A 12,242-nucleotide genomic window follows, 5' to 3' on the forward strand; every position below is an offset into this window, starting at 1 on the left:
GGTTAAATACTTTGCAAGGTTTGTCAGCATAGTGAATGAATTTTAAATACACATGAATCAAAAAACTCAATCAGCACAGTTTCAAATCAGTACTAAAAGCTGTATGAAACATACGTGGACGAAGCCTGTATTTGATTATCTGGCAACTGACCATTTTAATGGGGAAAAATTCTTTAATACCCTTCGAAATCCCGATGCGTTTACGCGTAAAGATATGCTGAAATGGATCATGACGCGTAAAAGCGATACATGGAAAGTAGATCGTGAGCAAGAATATCAACAGTTTTTTGCTTCTTCGCGTAGCATTCCGCACAATCGGCCATTGGCTAAAATGGATGATTGGTTGGTTTGGTTTGTCGGACATGCGACGGTTTTGATTCAAATTGGGCCATATAATTTTTTGACCGATCCTGTATGGGCGGAGTATGCAGGCCCACGTCAAGGGACTGGACCACGACGTGCTTGTCCTGCAGGAATTGCCTTAGAAGAATTACCTACAATTCATGGGGTTTTACTGAGCCATAATCATTATGATCATATGGATTTAGCAACCTTGAATTGGTTACATGAACAATTTGCTATGCCGATTTATACTGGTTTAGGCAATGCTTATTATTTACCCACACATTTCAATGTCATTGAACTTGATTGGTGGCAATCGGAAATGTTTGAAGATTTGCGTATCGTTTATACGCCTGCACAGCATGGTTCAGGTCGTGGTTGGCGAGATCAAAATCATGCCTTATGGGGAGGTTTTTCCATCGTGCATAGTACAGGACATTTCTTCTTTGCTGGAGATACGGGCTATGCCGCACATTTCAAACAAATCCATACACGCTTAGGTGCACCCCGAGTAGCGTTATTACCGATTGGAGCTTATGAGCCACGTCGTTTAATGAAATATTTGCACATGAATCCCGAAGAAGCTTTTCAGGCGCATAAAGATTTACAGTCAAAATGTTCATTGGCAATGCATTATCGGACTTTTCAGTTGACTGATGAAGCTAGAGACCAACCAGAACATGACTTACATCATGCAATGCGAAAAACATCAAAGTTAATGAATCCATTTTTAACCATGCATGAAGGCAAAAAATTGATTGTTTAAGGATTAATTAAAAGGTAATTGGAATATTTAATGCCAAGAAAAAACCACCTTAAAAGGTGGTTTTTTTATTCAAAGATAAAACTTAAAGCAAGCCAGGATTACCTTGAGCTGGATCAGTTGCACGAGCAGCTTGCGCATCCGCTATAGTTAAGCCTAATGCTTTTGCAACACCTTCACCATAAGCTGGATTACATGCGTAACAGTTACGGATATGACGGTATTTGATGAAGTCGAGTGCATCGCCCATTGCGCCAGCAGTGTTATTAAACAATGCTTGTTTTTGTTCATCATTCATTAAGTTGAATAATGCACGTGGTTGACTGAAATAGTCGCTGTCATCTTCACGATAATCCCACAAGTCAGCATCACCAGTAATTTTCAATGGTGGTTCTTTGTATTGTGGTTGCTCTTGCCATTGGCTGAAGCTGTTTGGTTCATAATGCGGTGTTGCACCATAGTTACCATCCATACGGCCTTGACCATCACGACGGTTGGAATGAACAGGGCAACGTGGTGCATTTACAGGAATTTGGTAATGGTTTACACCCACGCGATAACGTGCAGCATCAGCATAGTTGAATAAACGCGCTTGCAGCATACGGTCAGGTGAGAAGCTAATGCCCGGCACCAAGTTACTTGGTGCAAAAGCGGCTTGTTCAACATCTTGGAAATAGTTTTCAGGATTACGGTTGAGTTCGAATTCACCCACTTCAATCAACGGATAGTCGCCTTTAGGCCATACTTTGGTTAAATCAAATGGGTGATAAGGTACTTTTTCTGCATCAAGTTCAGGCATAATTTGAACGTACATTTTCCATTTTGGAAAATCGCCGCGTTCAATTGCATTGAACAGATCGGTTTGTGAGCTTTCACGGTCTTTGGCAATAATCGCTTCAGCTTCAGCATCGGTTAAGTTTTTAATGCCTTGTTGAGTGCGCATGTGGAATTTAACCCAGAAGCGTTCATTATTGGCATTAATAAAACTGAAAGTATGACTGCCAAAACCATGCATATGACGGTAACCATCTGGAATACCGCGGTCAGACATCACAATCGTAACTTGGTGTAGAGCTTCAGGTAGTAAAGTCCAAAAATCCCAGTTATTAGTTGCACTACGCTTATTGGTTTTAGGATCGCGTTTTACTGCTTTGTTTAAGTCAGGGAATTTACGAGCATCACGTAGGAAGAAGACAGGGGTGTTATTACCAACTAAATCCCAGTTACCTTCTTCAGTATAGAATTTCAGGGCAAAACCACGAATATCGCGTTCTGCATCTGCAGCACCACGCTCACCTGCTACGGTAGAAAAACGAGCAAAAAGTTCAGTTTTTTTACCAACTTCTGAGAAAATTTTAGCGCGGGTATATTGGGTAATATCGTTAGTCACGGTAAACGTACCGAAAGCACCAGAACCTTTGGCATGCATACGACGCTCTGGAATTACTTCACGAACGAAATTACCGAGTTTTTCATTAAGCCATAGGTCTTGGGCAAGCAAAGGACCACGTGCACCTGCCGTCATACTGTTCTGATTATCTACAACAGGAGCACCAGCATCAGTTGTTAGGTGGGTGACAGGACATTTTTTAACGTCGTCGCTCATTGAGTATCTCCATTATTATAATCATGTATTAAAGTTGGGAGTTATAACCTTATCAATTGATAACACGCTCAACAGCACATGACATTAACCGTTTTGTTAATTCATTTTAAAGTGACAATGTGACAACAGTTTTTCTCTCATTCTAAAATTTTTCAAGCAGCAATCAATCGAAGAGAAGTCATAAAACTGTAGCCGTTAAAAGCTTAAAAATCTTTATATACTTATTGACTCTAAAGCTTTCTGTGGCTTTTTACAAATGGAAAAATAGTTTTGAATAAATGGTTAATTCGATGAATCAAGTTGTTGAATTTAAATTATTTGTTTATATATTTTGTTTTAACATTTTATCGATGAATTAAACTCAAATATATCGCTATGATAGGTAGAACAGGACGAAATATTTAAACCCATATTTTTATTATGGATTTTGGCCTTAATATAGGTTTTTTAGCTGATTCTAGTTAATGAAAGACATTTTTGAGCTATTAATATTGGAGAGTTTTTCAACATTAAAGACATTATTTAATACTTAAAATAAGCTAAAAATACAGCTGAAGAAATATTGGCAAGTGGTCTAAGTTGATTTAGAAAATTGTAAATAAATTCTTTATGGGGTGATGGTTGGCACACCTATCTTTATTGTTGTCAGGTCAGGTGTTGTCACTCCAGCTTGAATCGATTCCTACATCATATCAACATACTAGGCAACCTTACGTGATCGCATATCGTAGTCGAGGGGGTTAATGGCGAACCCATTTTGACCTCGGGGTATATTTTACTCCCAAAAGGATAAGCACTTAAACAAGACTGGACCGTATTGGCATGAGCACATGGCACGACTGTGTGGCTGATACAAGTGCTCCTTCAAGTGATTATACAATGGGCCTGTGTATAGTTTGCAACTAGTCATAGATGGTGCAATCGACAGTTGTTTGAGGCATGGCTATGTAGTGGTTGCAACAGATTATAAGGACTGGGTAAGCCAAAACTGCACCCTCATATGAATGTAGTCAGTTAAGTTTATAATTTGGTGCATTCTGTGCGTGCATTGCATTCTTGGAAGCCGAGGCAATTTAGTAAAGACTGGATGGTGATGGGGCATAGTCAAGGTGGTGCAGCTGCTATTGCGGTTGCAGCTCAGGGGCAAAAAGATGCGCTTGAATTGAATCTTAAAGCTGCAATACCCTTCGCACCGGGTGGTTATCAATATGAATGTATTGCTGAATACGTAGAAACCAATCCAAATCCAGATACCAATGTAGCGGCATTTTTCCCCAGCGTGTTGTTGGGAGCAGCCGAAGCAGATCGATCAATGTAGATCAACAGGTTAGTCCAGATATGCAGTATTTACTAAATCAGGCCCGTAAACGCTGTTTGTCAGAACTACAAACTGAGTTAAAACAAGCACATCAGCCAATCTTTTAAAAAATTCAGACTTAAGGCCATCCCTAAGCTATTTAAAACGGTAGTCGATTGAATATATGACCCTAACCGTAACACTGATGTTTGTTTAAGGCGCCGCAGACCATTTGTAGATCACCTTGGTACTCAAAGTTATTACCAGAAAGTGCGCAAATAAAAATTGCCAGCAGTCTATCAGGCGATCCCAAATGGCTATCCTCGGAGTGCATTAGGCCATAGTCCAAAATATAAGGCTGAATTTTTAAAGAGCTTACAACTGGCCAGCATTGCAAAGGCGTATAAATGAGATAAGTAAGCTGGCAATAAAAGCTTAACTTCTAAAGCACTTTTATTGAAGGATGAACCAAGTGATGAATGATTTTCTTCTACCGTAAAAATGAATTTCCTAAATATCTAAAATAACTGGTTTAAGAGCCGTTTTTTTTGTAAATAACATGACTTTATTTTATTCACCAATGCATTTGAAACGTCATTAGACTTGTCCGCGAAGTCTAATCGCGCAACATATGAATTATATCTCGTTTTAATTCATCCCATTCAGTAAAGTTTGGTACGATCAACAAGCTTTGCGACACAAAGCCATAACACACTCTTTGTATATTTAAAGCCATTGGCTTGAGCTTTTCCTCGTTATTTATAAAAGGCTTAAGCATGTGTTGCCACATTTGCACCATCATGACATAACTTTTACGGTAACTTTCAATATCTGAAATCCGCCGTTCCAATAAAAACACCTGTGACCATAAAAACTGCTGCACTTGAATTTGCTCAATTTGAAAGTGGATGATTTGCTGTAAATACTCTTGAAAATCCAAATCTGTGGATAACTTCATCAGCGATTGTGCATAAGTTTTCATCTGTTCGGCATTGTGTTTCACATGCAAATGAATGGTTAGCGCAATCAAATCTTCCTTCTTGGAAAAATATTCATAAAATGTCCCTAAGCCAACGCCTGCAAGGTCGGTAATTTCACGAATGGTAATTTTGTCGGCAGGGCGCTCATGCAAAAGCCGAACAAAACTTTCCTGTAAGGCTTCTTGGGTGAGCTTTGCACGTGATTGACGCGGCTTACGCCGTATTTGAATGGCTGAATTCTTCATATTGTTAAGCGCTGAAAACCGAACGTCTACGCTTTAAATTTTCTCTATACTGAAATGAAAAGCAAACAAGAACAAGTGGAAAATATAGACGATGAATACATTAGAACAGCCATGGATGACGCATCAAATCAGTAACCAATTTGATGAACTAGAAAACTACAATCTATTTTCAAGCGATACGGTTTTACATGAAATCTTAAAACGCTGCAGCAGCCATGATCAGCCGACTTTATGCGAAATGGGCAAAGTGGCAGGTTCGAGTGAATATTTTCAGCATGGGGCTTTAGCCAACAAACACACACCAATTTTACATGCCTTCGATGCGCGAGGTCGTCGTACTGACTTTATCGAGTTTCATCCTTCATGGCATAAATGGATGGGGCTCAATCGTCAGTTTGATACCCATGCACATCCATTTAATCAGCCTAACTCCAAGACTAAATGGGTGGAATGGGCAGCACGTTTTTATTTAGCAGGTCAGGTCGAGTGCGGCAATTTATGTCCAAATTCAATGACGCTCGGCAGTATTCCACTCATTCAGCGCGAACCTGAACTGTGGGCCAAAATTGGCGAGAAACTACTATCGACTGAATATGATGAACGCGATGTACCGATTGCGCAGAAAAAGTCGATTTGGCTCGGTATGGGCATGACCGAAAAGCAGGGCGGTTCAGATGTACGTGCTAATGAAACTATAGCTGTGCCTGTGGCAGAAACAGGACGAGGTAAAGCTTATTTACTCACGGGGCATAAATGGTTTTTCTCTGCACCGATGTGTGATGCGCATTTGGTGGTGGCAAAAACCGAACAAGATGGCTTGGCTTGTTTCTTTGTGCCACGTTGGTTGGAAGATGGCACGAAGAATAATATTCAGGTGCAACGCCTAAAAGAAAAAGTCGGTAACCGCAGTAATTCAAGCTCGGAAGTCGAATTCAAAAATGCGTGGGGCATTATGATTGGTGAGGCAGGGCGTGGCATTCCAACCATTATTGAAATGGCGAACTATACTCGTCTGACCTGTTCGGTCGGTTCAAGTGCCATGTTGCGTCAAGCTTTGGTGCAATGTATTGCTTATACCCGTCAGCGTCAGGCTTTTGGTAAACATCTGATTGATCAACCCCTAATGCGAGCAGTCTTGGCAGATTTAGCTTTGGAAAGTGAAGCAGCGACGCAGCTCAGTTTCCATTTGGCGCAGTGCTATGAATCGGATGATACTTTGTCTGTGGCATGGAAACGCATCATGACCCCAGCAGCCAAGTTTTGGATTTGTAAGCGTGCCGTAGAGCTAACAGGGGAGATGATGGAAGTCTTTGGCGGCAATGGCTATGTCGATAACGGCATCATGGCGCGCATCTTTAAAGAAGCACCTGTGAATACCATTTGGGAAGGTTCAGGCAATGTCATGTGCCTAGATGTGCTGCGTGCGATTGGGCGTGACCCTGAATCGATTGAAGTGTTATTTAAAGACTTGGCTTCAACTGCAAGTATGGATGCAACGCTGCAAACTGAATTGCAAGACTTGTTTAAATTATTCCATCAATCGCCTGATGATTTGCAATTTATGGGACGCAGTTTGGTCAGTCGTTTAACCGTATTGGCACAAGCGGTTTTACTGAAACGCTATGCACCTGATTATGTGGCGGATGCTTTTATTCAAAGCCGTTATAGCGCTAAACATGGGCAAGTGGTGGGGATGCTTGATGCCAAAATGGTCGATGTGGAGCGAGTATTAGAACGGGCTTTTGCAAGTTAAATGCAACGTATTTTCCTCTCTCTTTGGGAGAGGGGGAATAATGTGGCAAAGCAAATTTTTTATGGATTTGGGACTAACTACGCTGTATAAAAAACCATAGTAAAGTGCTTGAAAAAATCTAAAAATAGACCAATATATGCACTACAGCACGAGGGTGCTGTATAGGCAAAAAGGTGAATGCAAATGGCAAAGAAAAAAGTCCTGCCTGAAGTTGAAGTTCGCAACTTTGTGGCAAAACACATGAACGATTTTAACAAAAGCCAAACTTTTGTAGATCGAAAGAAAAATGCAAAACGTGGCTACAGTAAGCACAAAAAAGGGGGATATTCGAATGATTATCTCCCTTTTTCTTTCAGTGTGTTTTCTCAGTTTTTAGTCTGCTGAACTATTCTGCTTCAACATCTGTTTAAACAAATTCCGCATCATATTCCATACGTTTTGCTGTTTGCTTCGCAATCTCTAAGCCATGCAATTTGGCTACAATATAAAGCGATGCATTGATTCCCGAAGAATTCCCCGCAGCATCTAAGACTTCAACTTCGTTGAATAATAAGATACCGACGTTCATTCAGATAGTTCCATGCGGCATTTAAAGCATTGGTTTTGAGTTGAAATGTAAAGCCTTAAAACAGAGCTTATTTTGAAAATAAGTCTTCAAACATTTTGTTGAATGTGGATTTTTGTTGTGGTCTAGACGCTGTGCTTTGATGTTTTACGGCGTTATTAGGTTGCTGAAGTACGTGTTCCACCTGACTGGTCAATTGCTCAAACCATGTTGCGTCGCTGTGCTGCGTCTGATTTAGCTGTTTGGCGTGCTGCGCAGCCAGTACCGATGGATCATTTTTACCTAAGCGGCGCTGCTGTGACGCAGTAATTTCTATACCGAGTAAGGGGGGAATACGAGAGCGGCTGACCGGAGCTTTGGATTTTGTTGGCTTGGTTGGGCGTATATTGACTTGTTGTGCTTGGGACGGTCTAGGTCGAGTTGAGGATACTTTTTCAATCGGTGTATCGTGTTGCAGCTCTAACATTTTTTGTTTGAGTTGCGGATGGATCTTTGTCATATAAAAGGCAATGGCGACAAAAGCCAGAAAAAATAAAAAATCCATCATCACCTCATTTTATTATTTTACATGAGTGTTCTTAAGCACTCACGATTCGGGTTGCCGATTTCACCATATCACCAAGACCATGAGTCTTGAAGTAGTACTCCATCATGCTTTTCACCATCAGTGGATTATTCATGCTCAAAGCACGATCCAAGAGCTCTTTTGCATCTGGCATCGGCACATGGCAGATGGCTTTACGGACTTTGAGGATATTACTCGAACTCATCGATAGGGTATTAAAGCCCATCGCCATCAGTAAAATAGCTGTGAGTGGATCACCGGCCATTTCTCCACAAATACTAATCGGCTTGTCGTATTTATGACATTCTTGCACCAAGCGAGTTAGCGCACGAAGTACGGCTGGGTGTGAGTGTGAATAGACATTGGCAACTCGTGGGTTATTTCGGTCAACCGCAAGTAAATATTGAGTTAAATCGTTAGATCCGACCGAGAAGAAGTCAACCAATTCAGCAAATTCATCGATCTGTAACAGCACACTTGGCACTTCGACCATGATGCCGATTTTGGGCTTGGTAATTTTCACCTGTTCTTCTTCTTGCACCGCTTGCCAGTCACGATCGAGCAAATATAACGCTTCTTCGACTTCGCTGACACTGGTCACCATTGGCAGCAAAATATGCAAGTTGTTCAGGCCAATACTGGCTTTGAGCATGGCACGAATTTGGGCTGAAAAAATCTCAGGATGATCGAGGGTAAAGCGAATCCCACGCCAACCCAGTGCAGAGTTTTCTTCTTCAATCGAGAAATAAGGAAGGTCTTTATCTGCACCAATATCGAGGGTACGCATCACCACTGGTTTATTGGCAAAATGACTAAGCTGTTGACGGTAAATCGCCCGTTGTTCTTCTTCACCGGGGAAGCGATCACGCAGCATAAACGGAATTTCAGAACGGTATAGACCGACACCTTTGGCGCCACGTTGTACACCGCGAACCACATCGATCATCAAGCCTGTATTTACAAACAATCGAACTGCAACACCATCAGGGGTGATGGCATCTTTAGTTTCGTATTGCTTCAGATCTTTAGCAATTTGCTCTTCTTCTTTTTGAATCTCTTTATAGCGTGTGCGTAAACGACGTGGAGGATTGATGAATACACGACCCTGATGCGCATCGACAATCATTTCAACATCATCGAGGGTATTAATCGGTAGTTCAGTCACACCGACCACGGTTGGAATACCGAGAGCACGCGCCACAATCACCATGTGTGAGTTCATGGCACCTTCGGTGGTCACAATCGCCGCGATTTTATCGACAGGGAGTTCAACCAAGGCAGCTGTAGAAATTTCCTCGCCAATTAAAATGCTTTCATCGGTGATTTCACGGTGACTGGCATCCGCTTCTTGCAAAAAGGCCAAGATACGACGCCCCAGATCTTTTAAGTCTGAAACACGTTCACGGAGATAGTCATCTTCCATCTGTGCAAACAGTGCAATGTGCTTATCAATGACAATGCGTACCGAACCTTGTGCCCAGTTACCGTCACGAATTTCACTTTTGATTTCCGCGGGGAGGGCATTGGCATCGAGCATCCGCAAGAACACGCTAAATAATGCCCGCTCTTCGGCCATGAGGGCATCTTGCATCTTTTCATCGAGAGACAAAATTTCTTGACGAACTGCGTCTATGGCATTGTCGAGTAATTCGAGTTCTTCACTGATGTCATCGGCTTCACGATCGGGGACTGAAGCCAAATCAGCAGGTGGATACAGGATGACTGCACGACCTAGCGCAATACCGCCTGAACCTGAAATACCTTGGAAAGTTTTATAGGCAGGGAGGTTGTTTGGTTTACGAAAGACTTCAATATTCCCGACGGCATGTGCATGGGCAATCACCCCTGAAAGTTGAGCGCACAAGGTCACGAGGAAGGATTCGGCAGCTTCGCTAAAGTCTTGAGGTTCTTTGTTTTGAACCACTAAGACGCCCATCACTTTACGGCGATACATCACCGGAACACCGAGGAAGGAATTGTAAATTTCTTCCCCCGTTTCTGGCAGATACATAAAGCGTTCGTGTTTGGGTGCATTGTCTAAGTTGACGATTTCTTCACGTTGTCCAACTAAGCCGACCAAACCCTCACTGGTATGCAAAGAGACATGCCCAACGGCTTCAGGGTTTAAACCCTTAGAAGCCATTAGTAAATAACGATGATTTCGTTCATCAAGCAAGTAGATTGAGCAGACATCCACATGCATGGCTTCGGCCACTTGATTGACCATAATGTCTAAAGATTCATGCAAACTGGCCGACGCATTAATCTCTTGGACTATGCGTCTTAAGGTATCCAGTTGCATGTTCGACATCGTGTCTGCTCCAAAATTTATTCTGCTTTATTTATAACAACACTCATCCTAAAAATCTGCATCCATTCTGCAAATTTTTACGGTTTTTGCGGAAGCTGATTGCACAGCTCCACCATGGCTTTACGATATACATCGCGTTTAAAATTCACCACTTGACCCAAAGGGTACCAATAGCTGACCCATTGCCATTGATCAAACTCTGGTGGGTCTGACAAATCCAGCTGAATATGCTGTGCCGAAGCCGTCAGTTTTAATAAAAACCACTTTTGTTTTTGACCAATACAAACGGGGTCTGAATCCGTACGTATATACCGATGTGGCAAACGATAGCGCAACCACCCTTGGGTTTGTGCTATCACCTGGACGTGTTCGGGCAGTAAGCCAACTTCTTCTCTCAGCTCACGGTAAAGTGCCTGTTCGGGGGTTTCTCCATGTTGGATACCTCCTTGTGGAAATTGCCAGGCATTGTGACCAATGCGCTTTGCCCATAAAACTTGTCCAATGTCGTTTGCCAAAATGATCCCGACGTTGGGTCGGAAACCTTCTGAATCGATCATTTGGCTACCTAAATATTGTGTAATTTATGACTTTGCTCACGGGGACGTTTATTTCTGTGTCCATCTCGAAAAAGCAAAGTGTAAAAATGTTAAAATTGTTATGATCTTAACGAATTTCTATCGACTAGCGGAGATAGATTTACAATTTTTTTCTTAAATTTCAGCTTTTACGAGTATTTTCATGAAATTGGCACTGTTTGACCTTGATCACACCTTATTAAATACCGACTCAGACCATTCTTGGGGGGAGTTTTTGGTCAATGAAGGCTTGGTTGATCCAATTCGTCATCGTGCCATGAATGACAAATTTTATGATGATTATAAAAAAGGCCAGCTTGACCCGATTGCCTATAACGAATTTGTATTTGAGTTTTTAACCCAACATGACAATGCCTACTTAACTGAGTTACATCAGTTGTTTATGAAAAAAGTTATTCGTGCGCAAATGCGTCCAAAGGGCTATGCTGCCATTCAGCGCCATCAAGATGCAGGACATCAATTGGTCGGGATCACCGCAACGTCTGATTTTATTACCGCACCGATTTTTCGTGAATTCGGCATTACTGAAATCATTGCGACCAATGCCGAAGTTGTGAATGGTAAATATACAGGTAAAGTAATTAATACTCCGTGCTATCAAAAGGGCAAATTAGTCCGTTTGAATCAATGGTTAGAAGGTCGTGATGTGACAGAGTCCTGGGCGTATTCAGATTCGATTAATGACCGTTTCCTGTTGGAATATGCCGATCATGCCTTTGCAATTAACCCAGATGACCGTTTAGAAGTCCTTGCAAAAGAACAAGGTTGGGACATTCAAGACTGGTCAATTCAAGCCTAAAAATAGATATGATAAAAAAGCATCATTAGATGCTTTTTTATTTGACGTCCTTTTGATTAAACTTCAGCTCACTAATTTGAACTATCGCTCTATATGCAGACAGAAGCTTCTTTTAAACATTTAATTCAAATCTTTATAGGGCCACGTGCTCAATCTTATTTAAAGTTCATAGAACAACAAGGTGGGCAGAACAGTGGCCTGAGTTGGGCGGGGTTAATTTTTGGGCCCTATTGGTTACTCTATCGGAAGATGTATCGCTATTTCTTCTTATTCTTTGCGGTTGGTTTTTTGATTAGGGTGTGTTGACATTTACAGCCGATAAATTGAGCTAAAGAGGCAACCATATAAATATACAAGCTAAAGCAACAGCGCTTTGATAGTTACGTTTTAGCTTATCGTATCTTGTGGCAATTCCTCTAA

The 12,242-nt window shown here is 41.6% G+C and carries 12 protein-coding genes and 1 pseudogene; 6 read left to right on the forward strand and 7 right to left on the reverse strand.

The annotated features are described in order from the left end of the window. The first annotated feature begins 52 nt into the window (after positions 1-52). Positions 53-1,108 (forward strand): MBL fold metallo-hydrolase, encoded by a 1,056-nt coding sequence (locus tag FTT85_RS01100; RefSeq protein ID WP_078192767.1) that lies wholly within the window; start codon positions 53-55, stop codon positions 1,106-1,108. Positions 1,109-1,190: 82 nt separating this feature from the next. Here FTT85_RS01100 and FTT85_RS01105 read toward each other — a convergent pair whose 3' ends face one another. After that, entirely contained in the window at positions 1,191-2,711 is a 1,521-nt protein-coding gene (locus tag FTT85_RS01105; RefSeq protein WP_180182622.1) for a catalase, read from the reverse strand. Between the two features lie 1,039 nt (positions 2,712-3,750). On the opposite strand from FTT85_RS01105, the gene FTT85_RS18920 reads away from it, so the two are divergent. Beyond that, positions 3,751-4,029 carry a hypothetical protein gene (locus FTT85_RS18920; RefSeq protein WP_180182623.1) on the forward strand — a complete coding sequence of 93 codons (279 nt, stop codon included), beginning with the start codon at positions 3,751-3,753 and terminating at the stop codon, positions 4,027-4,029. A 595-nt stretch (positions 4,030-4,624) separates the two neighbouring features. On the opposite strand, the gene FTT85_RS01115 is transcribed toward FTT85_RS18920, so the two are convergent. Continuing rightward, positions 4,625-5,233 carry a TetR/AcrR family transcriptional regulator gene (locus FTT85_RS01115; protein WP_180034970.1) on the reverse strand — a complete coding sequence of 203 codons (609 nt, stop codon included), beginning with the start codon at positions 5,231-5,233 and terminating at the stop codon, positions 4,625-4,627. A gap of 91 nt (positions 5,234-5,324) precedes the next feature. Here FTT85_RS01115 and FTT85_RS01120 point away from each other — a divergent pair, with 91 nt between their 5' ends. Both FTT85_RS01120 and FTT85_RS01125 read left to right on the forward strand, forming a co-directional pair. Beyond that, a complete protein-coding gene (locus FTT85_RS01120; RefSeq protein ID WP_180182624.1) occupies positions 5,325-6,986 on the forward strand; it encodes an acyl-CoA dehydrogenase family protein in 1,662 nt (553 codons plus the stop codon). A 183-nt stretch (positions 6,987-7,169) separates the two neighbouring features. Beyond that, a complete protein-coding gene (locus FTT85_RS01125) occupies positions 7,170-7,370 on the forward strand; it encodes a hypothetical protein (protein ID WP_180182625.1) in 201 nt (66 codons plus the stop codon). A gap of 22 nt (positions 7,371-7,392) precedes the next feature. Here FTT85_RS01125 and FTT85_RS01130 read toward each other — a convergent pair whose 3' ends face one another. The 4 genes from FTT85_RS01130 to FTT85_RS01145 all read right to left on the reverse strand — a co-directional run bounded on the left by FTT85_RS01130 (position 7,393) and on the right by FTT85_RS01145 (position 10,984). Beyond that, the gene (locus FTT85_RS01130; RefSeq protein WP_180182626.1) at positions 7,393-7,554 is read right to left on the reverse strand and encodes a hypothetical protein; all 162 of its coding nucleotides are present in this window, start codon (positions 7,552-7,554) and stop codon (positions 7,393-7,395) included. A 67-nt stretch (positions 7,555-7,621) separates the two neighbouring features. After that, positions 7,622-8,095 (reverse strand): hypothetical protein, encoded by a 474-nt coding sequence (locus FTT85_RS01135; protein ID WP_180182535.1) that lies wholly within the window; start codon positions 8,093-8,095, stop codon positions 7,622-7,624. A 34-nt stretch (positions 8,096-8,129) separates the two neighbouring features. Continuing rightward, positions 8,130-10,427 carry a phosphoenolpyruvate--protein phosphotransferase gene (ptsP, locus tag FTT85_RS01140; protein WP_180005299.1) on the reverse strand — a complete coding sequence of 766 codons (2,298 nt, stop codon included), beginning with the start codon at positions 10,425-10,427 and terminating at the stop codon, positions 8,130-8,132. Positions 10,428-10,504: 77 nt separating this feature from the next. Next, complete coding sequence (locus tag FTT85_RS01145; RefSeq protein WP_078189729.1) at positions 10,505-10,984, reverse strand: RNA pyrophosphohydrolase; 480 nt, start codon at positions 10,982-10,984, stop codon at positions 10,505-10,507. A 181-nt stretch (positions 10,985-11,165) separates the two neighbouring features. Between FTT85_RS01145 and FTT85_RS01150 the strand changes: the two genes are divergently transcribed. After that, positions 11,166-11,822 carry an HAD family phosphatase gene (locus FTT85_RS01150; protein WP_180182627.1) on the forward strand — a complete coding sequence of 219 codons (657 nt, stop codon included), beginning with the start codon at positions 11,166-11,168 and terminating at the stop codon, positions 11,820-11,822. Positions 11,823-11,915: 93 nt separating this feature from the next. After that, a complete protein-coding gene (locus tag FTT85_RS01155) occupies positions 11,916-12,128 on the forward strand; it encodes a DUF2628 domain-containing protein (protein WP_180182628.1) in 213 nt (70 codons plus the stop codon). Between the two features lie 22 nt (positions 12,129-12,150). Here the strand turns inward: FTT85_RS01155 and FTT85_RS01160 are convergent. Beyond that, positions 12,151-12,242: pseudogene (locus tag FTT85_RS01160) on the reverse strand (IS5/IS1182 family transposase); the annotation flags it as partial.

Source organism: Acinetobacter sp. YH01020, assembly GCF_013420275.1.
Taxonomy (GTDB): Bacteria; Pseudomonadota; Gammaproteobacteria; order Pseudomonadales; family Moraxellaceae; genus Acinetobacter; species Acinetobacter amyesii.

Bases quoted from the DNA above. Each gene is read 5' to 3' on its own strand.
- FTT85_RS01100 (WP_078192767.1), top strand. From the start codon at position 53: ATGAATCAAAAAACTCAATCAGCACAGTTTCAAATCAGTACTAAAAGC.
- FTT85_RS01105 (WP_180182622.1), bottom strand. From the start codon at position 2,711: ATGAGCGACGACGTTAAAAAATGTCCTGTCACCCACCTAACAACTGAT.
- FTT85_RS01115 (WP_180034970.1), bottom strand. From the start codon at position 5,233: ATGAAGAATTCAGCCATTCAAATACGGCGTAAGCCGCGTCAATCACGT.
- FTT85_RS01120 (WP_180182624.1), top strand. From the start codon at position 5,325: ATGAATACATTAGAACAGCCATGGATGACGCATCAAATCAGTAACCAA.
- FTT85_RS01125 (WP_180182625.1), top strand. From the start codon at position 7,170: ATGGCAAAGAAAAAAGTCCTGCCTGAAGTTGAAGTTCGCAACTTTGTG.
- FTT85_RS01130 (WP_180182626.1), bottom strand. From the start codon at position 7,554: ATGAACGTCGGTATCTTATTATTCAACGAAGTTGAAGTCTTAGATGCT.
- FTT85_RS01135 (WP_180182535.1), bottom strand. From the start codon at position 8,095: ATGGATTTTTTATTTTTTCTGGCTTTTGTCGCCATTGCCTTTTATATG.
- ptsP (WP_180005299.1), bottom strand. From the start codon at position 10,427: ATGTCGAACATGCAACTGGATACCTTAAGACGCATAGTCCAAGAGATT.
- FTT85_RS01145 (WP_078189729.1), bottom strand. From the start codon at position 10,984: ATGATCGATTCAGAAGGTTTCCGACCCAACGTCGGGATCATTTTGGCA.
- FTT85_RS01150 (WP_180182627.1), top strand. From the start codon at position 11,166: ATGAAATTGGCACTGTTTGACCTTGATCACACCTTATTAAATACCGAC.
- FTT85_RS01155 (WP_180182628.1), top strand. From the start codon at position 11,916: ATGCAGACAGAAGCTTCTTTTAAACATTTAATTCAAATCTTTATAGGG.